We start from the raw sequence: 19,610 nt of genomic DNA, 5'->3' as shown, positions 1-19,610 counted from the left end.
TTTGTTCTAATTCTGTTCAAATGTCAATTAGCAGAATTGCATCTTCATCCGAATCGGAATCGGCTGATTCTCAGGGTTAAGGATTAGTTTCCGGGCCTGACGAGGAAGGCATGCGATCAGCCCCGAACAGCCGGGCTCGCGTGTCGGGAATTGCACTTCGTGATGTCAGGGCACTGAAGATTCAGGCCAGCAGGACATCGGGAGCGGGATATCGATCCGCGCAGTTCACGCAGCCAGTTGTCGGGCCCGGACCGCAAACGACCCTGGCCGACCCTTCCCGTCATGGAAAGGCGCTCCCGATATGGATACCCGCTTCAGGCGATACGAAGTTGTAACCAACAACGGAGTTTCAGAGAGGAACGACCTTGCCTTCGGACAGGGTCACCCGCCGGTCCATACGGGCGGCGAGCTCATGATTGTGGGTGGCGATCAGCGCCGCGAGGCCCGACTGCCGCACAAGCGCCGACAGTGCCTGGAACACGTAGGAAGCGGTGACCGGATCGAGATTGCCGGTCGGCTCGTCGGCCAGCAGCACCAGCGGCGCGTTGGCCACGGCGCGCGCAATTGCCACGCGCTGCTGCTCACCGCCCGACAATTCAGAAGGCCGGTGCGTGGTGCGCTTTCCAAGCTGCATGTAATCCAGCAATTGCCCTGCCCGCTCGGCCGCCTCGGCGCGCGGCAACCCCTTGATGAGCTGCGGCATCATCACGTTCTCCAGCGCGGAGAATTCGGGCAGCAGATGATGGAACTGGTAGACGAAACCGATGTCGTTGCGGCGGATCGCCGTACGCTGATCGTCCGAAAGCCTGCCGCAATTTCGTCCAGCCAGGACGACGTCGCCGCCGTCCGGCCTTTCCAGAAGCCCGGCCGTATGCAGCAAGGTCGACTTGCCGGTGCCGGAAGGCGCCACCAGCGCCACCATCTCGCCGGACCGCAGCACGAAATCCGTGCCGCTCAATATGGTGAGCCTGCGCTCACCCTGCTGATAATGGCGCTCGACGCCCTTCAGTTCGAGAACGGCATTCGCCATCACTCATACCTCAGCGCTTCGACAGGGTCGAGCCGCGCCGCCCGCCAGGCAGGAAACAGCGTGGCGATGAACGACAGCACGAGCGCCATCAGGATGACCGAGAACGTTTCGCCCGCATCCATCCTGGCTGGTAGCTGGCTGAGGAAATAGAGTTCCGGGTTGAACAGGATCGTGCCTGAAATCCACGAGAAGAACTGGCGTATGTGCTCGACATTGAGGCAAATCACGACCCCCAGCACGAAGCCGGCCAGGGTGCCCACCACTCCGATTGCCGCGCCCGTCATCAGGAAGATGCGCAGGATCGCTCCCCGTGTCGCGCCCATGGTGCGCAGGATGGCGATATCGTGACCCTTGTCCTTCACCAGCATGATGAGGCCGGAAATGATGTTGAGCGCAGCCACCAGAACGATCAGGGTCAGGATCATGAACATGACGTTGCGCTCTACCTGCAGGGCCGAGAAGAAGGTCTGGTTGTGCTGGCGCCAGTCGCTCAGAAGGATCGGCCGCTGCGCCGCCTCCTCGACCTTCGGCTTCAGAGCGTCGACAGCATCCGGATTGTCGACATAGATCTCGATGCTTTGCGCGAGATTTTCCATGTTGAAATAAAGCTGGGCTTCCGACAGCGGCATGTAGACGATCGAGCTGTCATATTCCGACATGCCCACCTCGAAGATGGCGACAACCGTATAACCCTTGATTCTCGCCGTGGTGCCGAACGGCGTGACGTCACCGTCGGGTGAAGTCAGGGTGATCGTGTCGCCAACCGCCAGTCCGAGATTGCCGGCCATGCGCGAGCCGACCGCGACGCCGTCGGACTGGTCGAAATTCTCCAGTGTGCCGAAGCGGATATTGTCGGCGACCATTGCCACTTTGGACAGGTCCGCCCCCCTTATGCCGCGCACCAGAGCGCCGGTACCGGATCCGACATTGCCCTGTGCCAGCACCTGCCCGTCAATCAGCGGCAGGGCGTATCTGACGCCGCCCACGCCGTTGATACGGTCGGCCACCTGCTGATAGTCCTCAAGCGGCAGGTCGATCGGCGTCACGATCAGATGACCGTTGACGCCGAGGATACGGGTGAGCAGTTCGGCGCGGAAGCCGTTCATCACCGCCATCACCACGATCAGCGTCGCCACACCCAGCATGATGCCGAGGAACGAGATCGACGCGATGACCGAGATGACCGTCTCCTTGCGGCGCGAACGCAGGTAGCGCCAGGCCACCATGCGCTCGAAACCGGAAAACGGCCCGGCGGCGGAAGGCTTCGCGGACGTCTTGCTCATGCAATGCCACCAAGTCGCGCGATCGCCGCCGCTATGGACAGGTTCTCGCGTTCGCCGGTCTTGCGGTTCTTCAGCTCGACCTCGCCAGCCGCCACGCCGCGCGGACTGACGATAAGCTGCCATGGCAGTCCGATCAGGTCGGCGGTGGCGAATTTGGCGCCCGGCCGCTGGTCGGTGTCGTCGTAGAGCACATCCTTGCCCGCGGCGGACAGGGCTGCCTCAAGCTCGTTGCAAACGCGGTCGCATTCGGTGTCACCGGACTTCATATTGATGAGCGCGACATCGAACGGCGAAATGGATTCCGGCCACACGATGCCGTTCTCGTCATGGCTCGCTTCGATGATGGCAGCGATCAGCCGCGAGGGGCCGATGCCATAGGACCCCATGGAGACGAAATGCTCCTTGCCGTCCGGTCCGGTGACACTGGCATTCATCGGCTTCGAATATTTCTCGCCGAAGTGGAAGATGTGGCCGACCTCGATGCCGCGCGCCGAAACCTTGTCGTCCCCGGCAATGGCGCTCCATGCGGCCTCGTCATGCATTTCGTCGGTCGCCGCATAGGGCGTCGTCCACTTCCCGACGATGCCGGCGATCTCCGCGGCATTGCCGAAATCGACATCCTCGCCCGGCACCTCGAAGCCGAGATAGTCGCGATGGCAATAGACCTGGCTCTCGCCGGTTTCCGCCAGAATGATGAACTCGTGGCTCAGGTCGCCACCGATCGGGCCGGTGTCGGCGCGCATCGGAATGGCCTGCAGGCCCATGCGCGTGAAGGTGCGCAGGTAAGCCACGAACATGCGATGATAGGCTTCCTTCGCCCCCTCATAGTCGAGGTCGAAGGAATAGGCGTCCTTCATCAGGAACTCGCGCGAACGCATGACGCCGAAACGCGGGCGCACCTCGTCGCGGAACTTCCACTGGATATGGTAGAGGTTGAGTGGAAGGTCCTTGTAGGATTTCACATAGGCGCGGAAAATATCCGTCACCATCTCTTCATTCGTCGGCCCGTAAAGCATGTCGCGCTCATGGCGGTCCTTGATGCGCAGCATCTCCTTGCCATAGGCGTCGTAGCGCCCGCTCTCGCGCCACAGATCGGCCGACTGGATGGTCGGCATCATAATCTCCAGCGCCCCGGAGCGATCCTGCTCCTCACGGATGATCCGGCACACCTTGTCGAGAACGCGCTTGCCCAGCGGCAGCCACGAGAAGCTTCCCGCGCCCTGCTGGCGGATCATGCCGGCGCGCAGCATAAGCCGGTGCGAGACGATTTCGGCCTCGCGCGGGTTTTCCTTGAGAATGGGCAAAAAATAGCGCGACAAACGCATATGCTGATCCGTGAGAAAAGGGCACGACCTGAATCGGCGTACCGAGGCCTGTTTGTTCCGGCTTCATAGCCATTTCATGGCAGATTGGAAACCCGCAGCGACATTCGACGTTTCGTCGCGTTTCTTTGCTGAAAGTCATGCCGGTCCGGCTTGTTCATCGCATAGGCAGGCCGTGCCACGTTATTGTGCATTGCAGCACATTTAAGTTCACTTCGGGGCAAAATTTATAGTGACTTTGCCGGCTTTATTGGTCTAGTGTGCCACGCATAATCGAGAGAGCAGAGGGAAAATCTGTTCTCCTACGCGGTCAAAGTCTTGGGAGGATGCGATCTAGGCGCGGTTACTCGCTGCCGCCGGAATACGGAAACGGATCGGACGCGTTCAATTTGCAAGGCCTCCAGCCTTGCATTTTTTTTGTGCAGATTTCAGCCATCGCAGCCCTTGCCCGTTCCATTGAGAGTTAGATCTTCATGGCAACGTCGCAGCCGGACCCATTGTTCCAGCTACAGCTTCCGGTTTCCGGACATGCGGTGGCTTTCAGGTTCTTCTCACGCATGTCACCCGAAAGTGGGAGCCGGTTTCGGGACAACGAACATGCGTAGAAACAGGAACCTGAAGCGTATGGAGCGAATCTGAAAGATCGCGACACGCTTCAAACAGGAAATCCCTGTCCGCAATCAGCATTATGCTGGCCGGCAGGGGCCGCAAGCAGCCATTCGGCAACCCGGCACGGGAATTTCGTTCAGTCCGAACCCGGAACCATGCGCGGGATATCGTCGAAGCTGTAGCCGAGCCCCAGTGTCAGCCAGCCATAGATGCCCATGATGATCGTGGTGACGATTGTCGTCCAGATGACGGCGCGCAGCATATGCGGCCCGCGCGGTGCGCTGGAAACGGTGCCCAGCGTGACATTGTCGTCGTCGTCCTGCGTTTTCACGCCGAAGGGCAGGATGGCGAACAGAACCAGCCACCACATCACGAAATAGATGGCGACGAGTGAAACCCAGCTCATGCCTGTTCCAGTTCGACCAGCGTTCCGCAGAAATCCTTGGGATGCAGGAACAGCACGGGCTTGCCGTGGGCACCCGTCTTCGGTTCGCCGTCGCCCAGAACGCGCGCGCCGCCGGCCTTCAGCCGGTCACGCGCTACAATGATGTCGTCCACTTCGTAGCAGACATGATGCATGCCGCCGGACGGGTTCTTTTCAAGGAAGGCGCCTATGGGCGAACCCTCGCCCAGGGGCTCCAGAAGCTCGACCTTGGTGTTGCCGAGATCGACGAACACCACCGTCACTCCATGCTCGGGCAATGCCTGAGGCTCGGTGACTGAGCCCCCCAGCGTATCGCGATAGATGGCGGTTGCCTTTTCAAGGTCCGGCACGGCAATAGCAACGTGATTGAGACGTCCGAGCTTCATTGCCTCACTCCCCGAATGAAAGCCCGCCGCTAGCGGGTCACGAACACTGTCACCAGCGGCTTCTTGCCCCACGCCTGATTGGCGGCGGCGCGCACCGCACGGCGCACGGATTCCTGTACCAGATCGAGGTCTTTTCGACGCTGTCGCGGGATGGAGTCCACCGCGCCTATTGCCGCATCGATCATCAGATCTTCCAGCGGCTCGCCGCCTGCATCGACCTGCGCAACGCCGACCGCGACGAGATCGGGGTCACCGGAAAGCTCGTAGCGATCGTCCAGCACGACATTGACCACGACATGCCCCGCATAGGAAAGCTTGCGGCGGTCACGGATACCCATCGTCTCGTCGGTGCCGACAAGCTTGCCATCCTTGTAGAGGCGGCCGAACGGCACCTGATCGATGATCGTGGCCGCTCCCGGCCACAGGCGCAGCATGTCGCCGTCGCGCACCTGCGCCACCTGGCCGATGCCGGCCATGGCCATCAGGGAACCCTGAGCGACCAGATGCGCGGCTTCGCCATGCACGGGCACGCCGATCTGCGGGCGCACCCATTCATACATGCGCTTCAGTTCGCTGCGGCGCGGGTGGCCGGAGACATGCACGAGCGCATCGCCGTCCTCGATGATCCTGATGCCGAGATCGATCAGGCGGTTCTTGATCTCCAGAATGGCCTTTTCGTTGCCGGGAATGGTGCGCGAGGAGAAGATCACGGTATCGCCCGCATTGAGCGCGACCGTCTTCATCTCGTCGCGCGACAGCTTGGCGAGCGCCGCCAGCGGTTCGCCCTGGCTGCCGGTGCAGATGATGACCAGTTCGCGTCTGTCGATGAAGTTGTAGTCTTCTTCCGCCACGAATTCCGGCAGGCCGTCCAGATAGCCGAGTTCGTCTGCCACCTCGATGACCCGCTTCAGAGAGCGGCCGAGCACCAGGCATTTGCGTCCGGCATCCCGCGCAGCGCGGGCAATCGAGATGATACGACCGACATTGGAGGAGAAAGTCGTGATGGCGACGCGCCCCTTCTCCTGCTCGATGAGGGTCTTGAGACTGGCGCCCACTTCCTCCTCCGAGGGCGAATCCCCTTCCCTCAGCGCATTGGTGGAATCGCAGATCAGCGCCAGAACGCCCTTGTCGCCATAAGCGCGAAAGCGCGCCTCGTCCGTCTTGGGGCCGAGCGTCGGGGCGGGGTCTATCTTCCAGTCGCCGGTGTGGATCACCGTTCCGGCCGGTGTGGTGATGGCCAGCGACATCGGCTCGGGAATGGAATGCGCCACCGGAATGGCCTCGATCTCGAAGGGCCCGACCGTAAACTTCTCGCCGGCGCGATAGATGGTCACCGGGATTTTCGGCGCGCCCTGCTCGGACTGCCGCTTGGCTTCGAGCAGGCCGGCGGCGAAAGGCGTCATCCACACCGGGGCCTTCAGGCGCGGCCAGATGTCGTGCAGCGCACCGTAGTGGTCCTCATGCGCATGGGTGATGACGATGCCGCGCAGCCTGTCGAGCTTGTCCTCGATGAAACGCGTATCCGGCAGGATGAGGTCGACGCCGGGATGTGCGGCGTCCGGAAAGGTCACGCCGACATCGACGATCAGCCACTCGCGGGCGTTGGCGGGACCGTAGCCGTAGAGGGCGAAGTTCATGCCAATCTCGCCAACGCCTCCCAGGGGCGCGAACACCAGCTCGGCATTTTCCTTCACAGCCATACTCGTCTCCAAATCATGCGGAACTCATTTCCGCTCTAGATATCTCCGCGCCTGACGCAATCGCAGACAAGAGAACCGGTTGCTGTTTCCACGGAATTGTCAGATCGCGCCTGCGCTGGCGACCGCGCCGAAATGCACATCGCCCGCCGCAATCGTCACCGTCCCCCCGTCATGGTCCCGGATGACAAAACGACAGTCCTCGTCGATGGTCTCGAAAATACCGCGCACCACGCGGTTGTCGATGTGCACGGCAACCTCGCTGCCGATGCCGGCGGCGCGCTCCAGCCAGCGGTTGCGAATGGCGGCAAGACCTCGCCCCTCGCCCCACAGCCGCGCATTGACCGCCCATGCATCGGACAGCGCCAGAAACAGCGTTTCGGCGTCGCAGGTTGCGCCGAGCTTTTTCAGCGATGTCGCCGGATATGGCAGGTCATCGGGATGGGCGACCACATTGACGCCAATGCCGACCGCCACCGCGAACCGGCCTTCGTCCAGCATGGTGGATTCCAGCAGGATGCCGGCAAGCTTGGCGCCGGAGGCCAGCACGTCGTTCGGCCATTTCAGCTCGAACCGGTTGCTGCCGCCCTTGCCGAAATTGCCGCCACCATCGACGCCCACGGAAATGCTGCCCTTCGGCGCAACGGCATCCAGCGCATCGGCCAGCGCCAGTCCGGCCACGAAGCCAAGCGTCGAGGCGAGCTTCAGCTCATAATCGGCGACCACGAGCAGGGTCGCGGCAAGATTGCCCGGCGGCGACTGCCAGGCACGGCCGCGCCGTCCGCGCCCGCTCTGCTGGTTCTTCGACACGACCCACAGCTTGCCGGAATCTCCGGCGCGGGCATGATCGAGCGCCTGCGCATTGGTGGAGCCGACCGTGTCCAGCGCCTCGAGGCGATAGCCATCGGATGCCGCAGTCGGCGCCAGCGTAAACGCCATCAGAAGAACGTCTTGGCCGCTGCCTGCGCCATCGCGCCGATCGGAGCGCCGAACAGCACATAGAAGGTGACGAAGGCGCCGGACAGGCCGAGGATGACGCGCAGTTCGGCCGACATCGGCTGGAATCCGCCGGCCGGTTCATCGAACCACATGATCTTGATGATGCGCAGATAATAGAACGCCGCCACCACCGAAGTCAGAACGCCGATAATGGAAAGAGCGTAGAGGCCCGCGTCGATGGCCGCGAGGAAAACGTACCACTTGGCCCAGAACCCCGCCAGCCAGGGGATGCCCGCCAGCGAAAACAGCATCAGCGTCATGATGGTGGCCATGACCGGATTGGTTTGGGAAAGGCCGGCCAGATCGCCGATCTCCTCCACATTCTCGTCGTTGCGGCGCATCGACAGGATGAAGGCGAAGACGCCCAGCGTCATGGCGACATAGATCATCATGTAGATGAGCACGCCGCGCACGCCCGCCTCGCTGTTGGCCGCAAGGCCGACCAGCGCGAAGCCCATATGGCCGATGGACGAATAGGCCATCAGGCGCTTGATGTTGCGCTGGCCGATGGCCGCGAAGGAACCGAGCGCCATCGAGGCGATGGACACGAACACGATGATCTGCTGCCAGTCCGAAGCAGCCGGCTGGAACGTCTCCATCACCATGCGCAGGATGAGCGCCATGGTCGCGACCTTCGGAGCCACCGCGAAGAACGCCGTCACCGGCGTCGGCGCGCCCTCGTAGACGTCCGGCGTCCACATGTGGAACGGCGCTGCGGAAATCTTGAAAACGAGGCCGGACAGGATGAACACGATGCCGAACAGCACGCCGATCTGGCGTCCCTGTCCCGAAATCACGGATGCAATGACCTCGAAGTCGACCGAGCCGGTATAGCCGTAGACCAGCGAGATGCCGTAGAGCATCATGCCCGTGCCGAGCGCGCCGAGCACGAAATATTTGAGGCCGGCCTCGCTGGAGCGCAGCGAGTCGCGGTTGATGGCCGCGACGATGTAGAGCGCCAGCGACTGCAACTCGAAGCTCAGATAAAGCGCGATCATGTCGTTGGCCGAGGCCATCAGCAGCATGCCGACGGTCGAAAGCATGACCAGAACGGGATATTCGAAGGTGTCGAAGCGGTGCGCGCGGCTGTAGCCGATCGACATGACCAGCGCCACGGCCGAGCCGCCGAGCGTCAGCAGCTTCATGAAGCGCGCGAACGGATCGACCACGAAGGAATTGCCGAACGCCCTGCCCTCACCGGTGAAGAATGCCAGCCACAGGCCGGCAACCGCCATGACCAGCACGGCAAGCGTCGTGACCAATGCGCCCGGCCGGCCGCTTGAGAACACACCGATCATCAGAAGCACGATGGCGCCTGCGACGATGATGAGCTCGGGCGTGACGAGCGCGAGACTGGTGGAGAGTTCCGGCGTCATTGTTACCTCGGTCTCCGGTCAGTTTACGGCCGCGGTCTGCGCGGCATTGATCGATGCGTTGACGTTTTCCACCAGCGCCTTCACCGACTCGGCGGTGACGTCCAGCACCGGGGCGGGATAGACGCCATAGAAGATCGTCAGCACCACCAGCGGATAGATCACGACCTTCTCGCGGGTGGAGAGGTCGAGCAGCCCCTTGAGGCTGTCCTTGGTCAGCGCGCCGAACACCACGCGGCGATAGAGCCAAAGCGCATAGCCGGCCGACAGGATCACGCCGGTGGCGGCGAACAGGGCCACCCAGGTGTTGACCCGGAACACGCCGAGCAGCGTCAGGAATTCGCCGACGAAACCGCTGGTGCCCGGCAGGCCGACATTGGCCATGGTGAAAATCAGGAACACCACCGCATATTTCGGCATGTTGTTGACGAGGCCGCCATAGGCGTCGATCTCGCGGGTGTGCATGCGGTCATAAATGACGCCAACGCACAGGAACAGCGCGGAAGACACCAGACCGTGCGACAGCATCTGGAAGATGGCGCCGTCGATGCCTTCGGTGTTCATGGCGAAGATGCCCATGGTCACATAGCCCATGTGGGCGACAGAAGAATAGGCGATCAGCTTCTTCATGTCCTCCTGCATCAGTGCCACCAGAGAGGTGTACACGATGGCGATCACCGACAGGGTGAACACGAACGGCTGGAACATATCCGAGGCGAGCGGGAACATCGGCAGCGAGAAGCGCAGGAAACCGTAGCCGCCCATTTTCAGGAGGATGCCGGCCAGGATGACCGAACCCGCCGTCGGCGCCTCCACATGCGCGTCCGGCAGCCAGGTGTGAACGGGCCACATCGGCATCTTCACCGCGAAGGAGGCGAAGAAGGCGAGCCACAGCCATGTCTGCATGCTGGCCGGGAAGTCGTGGGCGAGCAGCGTCGGAATGTCGGTCGTGCCTGCATTCCAGTACATCGCCATGATGGCCAGCAGCATCAGCACCGAGCCCAGCAGCGTGTAGAGGAAGAACTTGAACGATGCGTAGACGCGCCGCTTGCCGCCCCACACGCCGATGATGATGAACATCGGGATCAGGCCAGCCTCGAAGAAGACGTAGAACAGCACCAAATCCAGCGCGCAGAACACGCCGATCATCAGCGTTTCGAGCAGCAGGAAGGCGATCATGTACGCCTTGACGCGCTTCTGCACCGCCTCCCACGAAGCGAGGATGCAAAGCGGCATCAGGAAGGTGGTAAGAATGACGAACAGCATGGAAATGCCGTCGACACCCATCTGATAGGAGATGCCGCTATCCAGCCATTCCGCCTTCTCCACCATCTGGAAGCCGGATTGCGAATTGTCGAAGCCGATCCAGACGAACAGCGACACCACGAAGGTGAAGACCGTCGTCAGCAGCGTGATCGAGCGGATGTTGCGGAGACCATTCTCGCTTTCGTCGTTGACCAGCAGCACCAGAAGTGCGCCGGCCAGCGGCAGGAACGTGACCGTAGAAAGAATGGGCCAGTCGGTCATAGCATCATCCAGGTGGCAAGTGCGGCAACGCCGATCAGCATTGCGAATGCGTAGTGGTAGAGATAGCCGGACTGGAGCCTGACGACACGCTGGGTGACGTCGACGACGCGCGCCGAAACGCCGTCCGGTCCAAGCCCGTCAATGATCTTTCCGTCGCCGGTCTTCCACAGGAAGCGGCCCAGCGCCTTGGCCGAACGCACGAACAGGAAGTCGTAGAGCTCGTCGAAGTACCACTTGTTCAGCAGGAACTGGTAGAGGCCGCGATGTTGCGCGGCGAGGCGCTTCGGCGTCTCCGGCGAGCGGATATAGAACTGGTAGGACAGCAGGAAGCCGACGACCATCGCCACGAATGGCGACATCTTCACCCACATCGGCACATTGTGCATGTCGTGGAGAACATGGTTGTCGGCCGAGGTGAACAGCGCCGTCTTCCAGAATGCCTCATAGGCATCGCCGATGAACTGGTCGTGGAACACGAAGCCCGCAAACAGCGCTCCGACGGCGAGGATGTAGAGCGGCACCAGCATCACCGGCGGCGATTCATGGACGTGGTGCAGAACCTCCTCGCTGGCGCGCGACTTGCCGTGGAAAGTCATGAAGATGAGGCGCCAGGAATAGAAGGAGGTGAAGCAGGCGGCGATCACCAGCAGCGCGAAGGCGAAGCCCGCGACCGCATTGTGGCCGACGAAGGCGCTTTCGATGATCGCGTCCTTGGAGAAGAAGCCTGCCGTGCCGATGACGGTGGCCGGGATGCCCAGACCGGTCAGCGCGACCGTGCCGATGATCATCATCCAGTAGGTGGTCGGGATCAGCTTGCGGATGCCGCCCATCTTGCGCATGTCCTGCTCGTCCGACATGGCGTGAATGACCGAGCCGGAGCCCAGGAACAGCAGGGCCTTGAAGAAGGCATGCGTGAACAGGTGGAATATCGCCGCGCCGTAGGCCCCCACGCCCAGCGCCACGAACATGTAGCCGAGCTGCGAGCAGGTCGAGTAGGCGATGACGCGCTTGATGTCGTTCTGCACGAGGCCGACCGTCGCCGCGAAGAAGGCGGTGGTTGCGCCGATGAAGGTGACGACGGTAAGCGCGCTGTGCGACAGTTCGAACAGCGGCGAAAGGCGCGCCAGCATGAACACGCCGGCGGTGACCATGGTCGCCGCGTGGATCAGCGCCGAAACCGGGGTCGGGCCTTCCATGGCGTCCGGCAGCCAGGTGTGCAGCGGCACCTGGGCCGACTTGCCCATGGCGCCCATGAACAGCAGCAGGCACACCACGGTGATCGCCGCCGTCCTGTCGAGCGAATAGCCGAGGAACGTCAGCACGGAGCCCGCCTCGGCGCCGCCCTCGGCCGGCAGATAGGTGGCCGCGCCCGCGAAAATGGTCGAGAAATTGACCGAGCCGAACAGCACGAACACACCGAACAGACCGAGCAGGAAGCCGAAGTCGCCGACACGGTTGACGATGAATGCCTTCATGGCCGCGGCGCTTGCCGAGGGCTTCTTGTACCAGAAGCCGATCAGCAGATAGGAGGCCAGGCCGACGCCTTCCCAGCCGAAGAACATCTGCACCAGATTGTCGGAGGTCACCAGCATCAGCATGGCGAAGGTGAACAGCGACAGATAGGCGAAGAAGCGCGGCCGGTGCGGATCGTGGTGCATGTAGCCGATGGAGTAGATGTGAACCAGCGCCGAGACGGTGTTCACCACCACCAGCATGACGACGGTCAGCGTGTCGATGCGCAGCGCCCACGCGGCGTCGAGCCCGCCTGTCTGGAGCCAGCGCAGCAGCGGAACGGTGAAAGTTTCGGCGTCGGAGAAGCCCACCGAGAAGAAGGCGATCCATGAAAGCGCTGCCGAAACCACCACCAGTCCGGAGGTGATGTATTCCGAAGCCTTGGCGCCGAGCGAGGTGCCGAACAGCCCGACGATCAGGAAGCCGATGAGGGGCAGGAAGACGATGGCCTGATACATGTTCCGCGCCTCAACCCTTCATCATATTAACGTCTTCCACCGCGATGGACCCGCGGTTGCGGAAGAAGACCACCAGGATGGACAGGCCGATCGCCGCCTCGGCCGCCGCGACCGTCAGCACGAACAGCACGAAGACCTGCCCCACGAGATCGTTGAGCACCGAGGAGAAGGCGACCAGATTGATGTTGGCAGCAAGAAGCAGCAGTTCGATCGACATCATGATGACGATGACGTTTTTGCGGTTCAGGAAGATGCCGAACACGCCGATGGTGAACAGGATCGCCGAGAGTGTCAGATAATGTCCGATGCCGACGGTCATGTCAGATGCCCTTCCCCGTCTCGACCTTGCGTACTTCGATGGCGGTCTCGGGCGTGCGGCCGACCTGCGCCGAAATCGACTGGCGTCTGACGCCCTGCTTGTGGCGCAACGTCAGCACGATGGCGCCGACCATGGCGACCAGAAGCACGACGCCCGCCATCTGGAAGAAATGGATGTAGTCCGTGTAGAGAATGTCGCCGAGTGCGGCCGTGTTGGTGCGCTCCGCCAGATCCGGGATCGGCCGCGCCACCGACGAACTCAGTTCGGGTGCCAGCACGTAGCCGCCGGTGACGATGATCAGCTCGGCGGCGAAGATCAGCCCGACCAGCGCGCCGATCGGCGCATAGCGCAGCGCACCCTGCTTGAACTCGGCGAAATCGACGTCGAGCATCATGACCACGAACAGGAACAGCACCATGACCGCGCCGACATAGACGATGAGCAGGATCAGCGCCAGGAATTCGGCTCCCGCCAGCAGGAACAGCCCCGCCGCATTGAAGAAGGCGAGGATCAGGAACAGCACCGAATGAACGGGATTGCGCGACGAGATGACCATCAGGGCCGACGCGACCGCGACGAGGGCGAAGAGGTAGAAGAAAGCCGCCTCTAGTCCTTCAAGCATGGGGATCCCCCAGGTTTCCAAATCCTGATTCCGTGCCGCCTCCGGTCACGAAACCGCGTGTTCCTTAGACGAGCCGTTGCGGCCCGTCCATGTGTCAAATGCCGATGTCCGGATCGCACGTCCGGCATCCGCGTTCAGCGATAAGGCGCATCCATCGCCATGTTGCGCGCGATTTCGCGCTCCCAGCGGTCGCCGTTCGCCAGAAGCTTGTCCTTGTCATAGTAAAGCTCCTCGCGCGTCTCGGTCGCGAACTCGAAGTTCGGCCCCTCGACGATGGCGTCGACCGGGCAGGCTTCCTGGCAGAAACCGCAATAGATGCACTTCACCATGTCGATATCGTAGCGCACGGTGCGGCGCGTGCCATCGTTGCGGCGCGGGCCTGCCTCGATGGTGATGGCCTGGGCCGGGCAGATCGCCTCGCACAGCTTGCAGGCGATGCAGCGCTCCTCGCCGTTCGGATAACGGCGCAGCGCGTGCTCGCCACGAAAGCGGGGGCTGATCGGCCCCTTTTCGTGCGGATAGTTGATGGTTTCCTTGGGCTGGAACATCTTCTTCATGCCCAGCCAGTAGCCACCCAGGATATCTTTCAGGATCAGCGACTTAGCCGCTTGAGCGATTGCAGACATCAGGCAAGCCCCGTCAGCTTGAGGAACGCGGCCGTGGCCACGACCATGAACAGCGAGATCGGCAGGAAGACTTTCCAGCCCAGCCGCATCAGCTGGTCGTAGCGGTAGCGTGGAAGAACGCCCTTGGCCATCGAGATGATGAAGAACACAAAGCACACCTTGAGCACGAACCAGACAACGCCCGGCACCCAGGTGAACGGCGCGAAGTCGAACGGCGGCAGCCAGCCTCCAAGGAAGAGGATCGTGGTCAGCGCGCACATCAGCACGATTGCCACATACTCGCCGAGGAAAAACAGCAGGAACGCCGTCGAGGAATATTCCACCATGTGGCCGGCAACCAGCTCCGATTCCGCTTCCACGAGATCGAAGGGCGGGCGGTTGGTTTCAGCCAGCGCCGAGATGATGAAGATGACGAACATCGGGAACAGGCCGAGCCAGTGCCAGTCGAGGAAGCTGTTGGGCATGCCGGCCCATGTACCGATTCCATCCTTCTGCGCCAGAACGATATCGGTGAGGTTCAGCGAACCGACGCACAGAAGCACGGTGACGATGACGAATCCGATGGAGACTTCGTAGGAGACCATCTGCGCCGCCGAGCGCAGCGCGCCGAGGAACGGATATTTCGAGTTCGACGCCCAGCCGCCCATGATCACGCCGTAGACCTCCAGCGAGGAGATGGCGAGAACGTAGAGAATGCCGACATTGATGTTGGCGACGGCCCAGCCCTCGTTCACCGGGATGACCGCCCACGCGGCCATCGCCAGAACCGAGGACACCAGCGGCGCCAGCAGGAACACGCCCTTGTTGGCGCCGGAGGGGATCACCGGTTCCTTGAACACGAACTTGAACAGGTCCGCGAAAGCCTGGAACAGGCCCCAGGGACCAACCACGTTCGGGCCGCGGCGCATCTGCACGGCAGCCCAGATCTTGCGGTCGGCATACAGGATGTAGGCCACGAAGATCAGCAGGATGACCAGCAGCGCGAGCGATTTCGCGAGAATGATCAGCGCCGGCAGGATGTAGAAGGAGAAGAAGCTGTCGTCCATGTCCTATTCCGCCGCCTGCTTGAAGCCGCCCTGCGCCAGCGCCGAGCACTCGGCCATCACGGCCGATGCGCGAGCGATCGGGTTGGTCAGGTAGAAGTCGCGTACCGGCGACACGAAGCCGGCCTTTTCGATACGGCCGGCGATCCTGGCGGCCCCGGCAACATCGTCCGCGGAGCCTGCCTCGATCCGGTCGATGCGAGCCAGATGCGGGTGTTCGCCATACAGTTCCCTGCGAAGCTGCCCCAACGAATCGAACGGCAATCTGTGGCCGAGAACGTCCGAGAGCGCACGCAAGATCGCCCAGTCCTCACGGGCGTCGCCGGGAGCGAAACCGGCGCGGCTCGTCTGCTGCACGCGGCCTTCCGTATTCACATAGGTTCCCGACTTCTCGGTATAGGCCGAAGCCGGCAGGATCACATCGGCGCGATGGGCGCCGGCATCGCCATGCGTGCCGACATAGACCACGAAACCGCTCTTGACCTTGCCCATGTCGATCTCGTCGGCGCCGAGCAGGAACAGAAGGTCGGTGCCTTCGAGCATGGCGGCGGCATCCTTGCCGCCCTCCTCCGGCACGAAACCGATGTCGAGACCGCCGACGCGGGCGGCCGCATGGTGCAGCACGGCAAAGCCGTTCCAGTCCGGCCCGACAGCGTCGACAGCCATTGCGAGTTTGGCTGTCAGACCGAGCACGGCGGCACCATCGGGGCGCGCCAGGGCACCCTGCCCGACGATGATGAGCGGCCGCTCGGCCTTCTTCAGCGCCTCGAAGAACGTACCGTTGCCGCCGGCGATGTCCTTCAGCGCATCCGGTCCCGCGCCAAGGGCTTCATAGTCGTAGCGCAGATCGCCGAACTCGCCGATCACGCCGATCGGCAGCGGGCCGGCGCGGAAACGCTTGCGGATACGGGCATTGAGCACCGAAGCCTCGAAACGCGGATTGGCGCCGACGATAAGGATCGCATCGGCATTCTCGATCCCCTCGATCGTCGGATTGAAGATATAGCTCGCGCGACCGAGTGCCGGGTTGAGCGCGGCACCGTCCTGGCGGCAGTCGATATTGGTCGAGCCAAGCGATGCCATAAGGCGCTTCAGCGCATACATTTCCTCGACGGCAGCCAGATCGCCGGCAATCGCGCCGATCCTGTCGGGGGTGGTAGCCGAAACGGCATCGCGGATGGCGGCGAAGGCTTCACCCCAGCTTGCCGGTTTCAGCTTGCCGTCGCGCCGCACATAGGGCCGGTCGAGGCGCTGGGTGCGCAGACCATCCCAGATGAAACGGGTCTTGTCCGAAATCCATTCCTCGTTCACCGCGTCGTTGTTGCGCGGCAGGATGCGCATCACCTCCCGGCCGCGCGTGTCGACGCGGATGGCGGAGCCCACGGCGTCCATCACGTCGATGGATTCGGTCTTTGTCAGCTCCCACGGGCGCGCCTGGAAAGCGTATGGCCTTGCGGTCAGCGCACCGACCGGACAAAGGTCGATGACGTTGCCCTGCAGTTCGGAGGTCATCGCCTGCTCGAGATAGGTGGTGATCTCGGCGTCCTCGCCGCGGCCGATCAGGCCGAGCTCGGAAATGCCGGCCACTTCCGTGGTGAAGCGCACGCAGCGCGTGCAGTGGATGCAGCGCGTCATGATCGTCTTGACCAGCGGGCCGATATATTTGTCCTCGACGGCGCGCTTGTTCTCGTGGAAGCGGGAGGAATCCATGCCGAAGGCCATAGCCTGGTCCTGCAGGTCGCACTCGCCGCCCTGATCGCAGATCGGACAATCCAGCGGGTGGTTGATGAGCAGGAACTCCATCACGCCTTCGCGGGCCTTCTTGACCATCGGCGTGTTGGTGAACACCTCGGGAAGCTGGCCTTCCGGACCGGGGCGCAGGTCGCGCACGCCCATGGCGCAGGAAGCCTGCGGCTTGGGGGGACCGCCCTTCACCTCGACCAGACACATGCGGCAGTTGCCGGCGATCGACAGCCGTTCATGGAAGCAGAAACGCGGCACTTCCGCGCCGGCCGCCTCCGCCGCCTGCAGCAGCGTGTAGTGGTCGGGTACCTCGATCTCTTTCCCGTCGACCTTGAGCTTTGCCATTTCGCCTCAACCCCGCAGCCGTGCCGCGATCTTCATTGCTGGCGCCATCGAAGCCGCGCCCTGCCTGATTTTACTTTGCCCGTTGCCCGTCTTGCAGCACCGCTGCCTGTCCGACCCAGTCGTCGCGCCGGATGCGGCCGCGAAAGCCGAGCGTTTCGTCCATCCACGCAATCTCGGCGTCCGTCCATTCCGCAATCTGGCGCCAGGTCCAGATGCCATAGCCATTGAGAACCGCCTCAAGCTTCGGGCCGATCCCGGAGATTGCCTTCAGGTCGTCCGGAGCGGACGGCTTGTCCAGCGCCTTGGGCCGATGCGCCTCCGCCTGTACGGCAACGTCGGCGGCAGCCGCGCGCTCGGTATGGGCAGCGGGCTTTGCTTCGTCGGCGGCCTTATGTTCATCCTGCGCCGCCGCATCGCCAAAAGTCTGGAACAGCTTCTGCGAAGCTTCGCTTGCGCCGTTCAGCGCGCCCAACCAGACACCGAGCGCCTGACTGGCCAGACCGAACCCAAGCGCCGACGCGGCCGCCATTCCGGCTGCCGGATGGGCGAGCAGATTCACCGAGTTGGCAAGCTCGGCAGGCAGCACCACGTTATGATTGCGTCCGGTCTGTGTCATTTGCCTAAAGCATAAACGGAAAATTGATCGATCCGATCAACAGGGTGCACCACCATCCCGCCAAAGCGATCAGCAAGTGCGGATAGGTAAGAAGCACTGATGGCGACTGCCTCCAACGCCAGATTCCGGCAACCGGCCAGCCGATCAGAATTGCCAGCCCGACAAGCTGATAAATCCGATAGGCCCACGCCATCCCCGCGCTTCGCTCGGCGCCTCCCAGGCTGGTAACCAGCAGGTAGGGCAGAGAAGCCAGCAGAAACATCACAGCTATCGGAGCATGCGCCACGGCTTTCACGTGCAGCGCCAGAAAGGCCAGCACCGCCCACAAAAGCCCGTGTATCGCGTAATCTCAACAGCATCGTTTCACTACTCCGCCGCCACCAGAACCGGCTCGACCCGGTGGGAATTGCGGGTGAATTCGTCGATGCGGCGCTCGATCTCGGGGCGGAAGTTGCGGATCAGGCCCTGCACCGGCCACGCAGCCGCGTCGCCCAGCGCGCAGATGGTGTGACCTTCGATCTGCCTGGTGACGTCGAGCAGCATGTCGATCTCGCGCTTCTGCGCCTCGCCGCGCACCAGCCGCTCCATCACGCGCCACATCCAGCCCGTGCCCTCGCGGCACGGCGTGCACTGGCCGCAGCTCTCGTGCTTGAAGAAGTAGGAGAGACGCGCGATCGCCTTCACGATGTCGGTCGACTTGTCCATGATGATCATCGCAGCCGTGCCGAAGGAGGACTTCACCTCACGCATGCCGTCAAAATCCATCGGCGCATCGATGATGTCCTCGGCCTTGACCACCGGACACGACGCTCCGCCGGGAATGACCGCCAGCAGATTGTCCCAGCCCCCGCGAATGCCGCCGCCGTGCTTCTCCACCAGCTCGCGGAAGGTGGTGCCCATCTCTTCCTCGACCGTGCAGGGCGTGTTCACATGCCCGACCAGCATGTACAGCTTGGTGCCGACATTGTTCGGACGCCCGAAGGACGAGAACCAGGCCGCGCCGCGCCGCAGGATGGTCGGCGCAACGGCGATGGATTCGACATTGTTGACCGTGGTCGGGCAGCCGTAGAGGCCCATATTCGCCGGGAACGGCGGCTTCAGGCGCGGCTGGCCCTTCTTGCCTTCGAGGCTTTCCAGCAGGGCCGTTTCCTCGCCGCAGATGTAGGCGCCAGCGCCGTGATGGACATAAACGTCGAAGTCGTAGCCGTTCTTGTTGTTCTTGCCGATGAGCTTCGCATCGTAAGCCTCATCGATGGCGCGTTGCAGGGCTTCGCGCTCGCGCATGAACTCGCCGCGTACATAGATGTAGGCCGCGACCGCGCCCATGGCGAAGCCGGCCAGCAGGCAGCCTTCGACCAGCGTATGCGGGTCGTGGCGCAGAATGTCCCGGTCCTTGCAGGTGCCGGGCTCGGATTCGTCGGCATTGACCACCAGATAGCTCGGGCGGCCGTCGCTTTCCTTGGGCATGAACGACCACTTGAGACCGGTCGGGAAGCCTGCGCCGCCGCGGCCGCGCAGGCCGGACGCCTTCATCTCGTTGATGATCCAGTCACGGCCCTTGTCGATGATGCCCTTGGTGCCATCCCAGCAACCGCGCGACATCGCGCCCGCCAGCGACCTGTCGAAGCGGCCGTAGATGTTGGTAAAGATGCGATCCTTGTCCTGAAGCATCGTTC

Annotated in this window: 18 protein-coding genes; all 18 read right to left on the bottom strand. The window is 62.6% G+C overall.

Annotated elements, in window-relative coordinates:
- Positions 1 to 349 precede the first annotated feature (349 nt).
- The 18 genes from DES43_RS00675 to nuoF all read right to left on the bottom strand — a co-directional run bounded on the left by DES43_RS00675 (position 350) and on the right by nuoF (position 19,605).
- Positions 350 to 1,030: an ABC transporter ATP-binding protein gene (locus DES43_RS00675; protein WP_035023831.1), complete on the bottom strand. Its 681-nt coding sequence runs from the start codon at positions 1,028 to 1,030 to the stop codon at positions 350 to 352.
- Positions 1,030 to 2,313 (bottom strand): lipoprotein-releasing ABC transporter permease subunit, encoded by a 1,284-nt coding sequence (locus tag DES43_RS00670; RefSeq protein WP_035023833.1) that lies wholly within the window; start codon positions 2,311 to 2,313, stop codon positions 1,030 to 1,032. Before DES43_RS00670 ends, DES43_RS00675 begins: the two co-directional genes overlap by 1 nt.
- Positions 2,310 to 3,638, bottom strand: coding sequence for a proline--tRNA ligase (proS, locus tag DES43_RS00665; protein ID WP_133674764.1), 1,329 nt, complete (start codon positions 3,636 to 3,638; stop codon positions 2,310 to 2,312). Before proS ends, DES43_RS00670 begins: the two co-directional genes overlap by 4 nt.
- A gap of 742 nt (positions 3,639 to 4,380) precedes the next feature.
- Positions 4,381 to 4,650 carry a DUF1467 family protein gene (locus tag DES43_RS00660; RefSeq protein WP_035023837.1) on the bottom strand — a complete coding sequence of 90 codons (270 nt, stop codon included), beginning with the start codon at positions 4,648 to 4,650 and terminating at the stop codon, positions 4,381 to 4,383.
- Positions 4,647 to 5,054, bottom strand: coding sequence for a methylmalonyl-CoA epimerase (gene mce / locus DES43_RS00655; RefSeq protein ID WP_035023839.1), 408 nt, complete (start codon positions 5,052 to 5,054; stop codon positions 4,647 to 4,649). Before mce ends, DES43_RS00660 begins: the two co-directional genes overlap by 4 nt.
- 29 nt (positions 5,055 to 5,083) lie before the next feature.
- Entirely contained in the window at positions 5,084 to 6,754 is a 1,671-nt protein-coding gene (locus tag DES43_RS00650) for a ribonuclease J (protein ID WP_035023841.1), read from the bottom strand.
- Between the two features lie 99 nt (positions 6,755 to 6,853).
- Positions 6,854 to 7,690, bottom strand: a complete 837-nt coding sequence (locus DES43_RS00645; protein WP_035023843.1) for a biotin--[acetyl-CoA-carboxylase] ligase — start codon at positions 7,688 to 7,690, stop codon at positions 6,854 to 6,856.
- The gene (gene nuoN / locus DES43_RS00640; RefSeq protein WP_035023845.1) at positions 7,690 to 9,126 is read right to left on the bottom strand and encodes an NADH-quinone oxidoreductase subunit NuoN; all 1,437 of its coding nucleotides are present in this window, start codon (positions 9,124 to 9,126) and stop codon (positions 7,690 to 7,692) included. Before nuoN ends, DES43_RS00645 begins: the two co-directional genes overlap by 1 nt.
- An 18-nt stretch (positions 9,127 to 9,144) precedes the next feature.
- On the bottom strand, positions 9,145 to 10,650 hold the full coding sequence (locus DES43_RS00635; RefSeq protein WP_035023847.1) for an NADH-quinone oxidoreductase subunit M: 1,506 nt from the start codon (positions 10,648 to 10,650) through the stop codon (positions 9,145 to 9,147).
- The gene (gene nuoL, locus DES43_RS00630; RefSeq protein WP_035023849.1) at positions 10,647 to 12,620 is read right to left on the bottom strand and encodes an NADH-quinone oxidoreductase subunit L; all 1,974 of its coding nucleotides are present in this window, start codon (positions 12,618 to 12,620) and stop codon (positions 10,647 to 10,649) included. Before nuoL ends, DES43_RS00635 begins: the two co-directional genes overlap by 4 nt.
- A 10-nt stretch (positions 12,621 to 12,630) precedes the next feature.
- On the bottom strand, positions 12,631 to 12,939 hold the full coding sequence (nuoK, locus tag DES43_RS00625; RefSeq protein ID WP_035023851.1) for an NADH-quinone oxidoreductase subunit NuoK: 309 nt from the start codon (positions 12,937 to 12,939) through the stop codon (positions 12,631 to 12,633).
- A gap of 1 nt (position 12,940) precedes the next feature.
- Complete coding sequence (locus tag DES43_RS00620) at positions 12,941 to 13,561, bottom strand: NADH-quinone oxidoreductase subunit J (protein ID WP_035023853.1); 621 nt, start codon at positions 13,559 to 13,561, stop codon at positions 12,941 to 12,943.
- 134 nt (positions 13,562 to 13,695) lie between these two features.
- Positions 13,696 to 14,187, bottom strand: a complete 492-nt coding sequence (gene nuoI / locus DES43_RS00615; protein WP_035023855.1) for an NADH-quinone oxidoreductase subunit NuoI — start codon at positions 14,185 to 14,187, stop codon at positions 13,696 to 13,698.
- Complete coding sequence (gene nuoH, locus DES43_RS00610) at positions 14,187 to 15,233, bottom strand: NADH-quinone oxidoreductase subunit NuoH (protein WP_035023857.1); 1,047 nt, start codon at positions 15,231 to 15,233, stop codon at positions 14,187 to 14,189. Before nuoH ends, nuoI begins: the two co-directional genes overlap by 1 nt.
- A 3-nt stretch (positions 15,234 to 15,236) precedes the next feature.
- Positions 15,237 to 17,318 carry an NADH-quinone oxidoreductase subunit NuoG gene (nuoG, locus tag DES43_RS00605; protein WP_133674763.1) on the bottom strand — a complete coding sequence of 694 codons (2,082 nt, stop codon included), beginning with the start codon at positions 17,316 to 17,318 and terminating at the stop codon, positions 15,237 to 15,239.
- Between the two features lie 70 nt (positions 17,319 to 17,388).
- Positions 17,389 to 17,934 carry a hypothetical protein gene (locus DES43_RS00600; RefSeq protein WP_035023861.1) on the bottom strand — a complete coding sequence of 182 codons (546 nt, stop codon included), beginning with the start codon at positions 17,932 to 17,934 and terminating at the stop codon, positions 17,389 to 17,391.
- A 4-nt stretch (positions 17,935 to 17,938) separates the two neighbouring features.
- Entirely contained in the window at positions 17,939 to 18,253 is a 315-nt protein-coding gene (locus tag DES43_RS00595) for a hypothetical protein (protein WP_133674762.1), read from the bottom strand.
- Positions 18,254 to 18,300: 47 nt separating this feature from the next.
- Positions 18,301 to 19,605, bottom strand: coding sequence for an NADH-quinone oxidoreductase subunit NuoF (gene nuoF / locus DES43_RS00590; RefSeq protein WP_035023865.1), 1,305 nt, complete (start codon positions 19,603 to 19,605; stop codon positions 18,301 to 18,303).
- Between the last annotated feature and the right edge of the window lie 5 nt (positions 19,606 to 19,610).

Source organism: Aquamicrobium defluvii (genome assembly GCF_004363725.1).
Classification (GTDB): domain Bacteria; phylum Pseudomonadota; class Alphaproteobacteria; order Rhizobiales; family Rhizobiaceae; genus Mesorhizobium; species Mesorhizobium defluvii.
The sequence above is the reverse complement of the archived record's forward strand: the minus strand, read 5'-3'. Positions and strand labels throughout refer to the sequence as shown.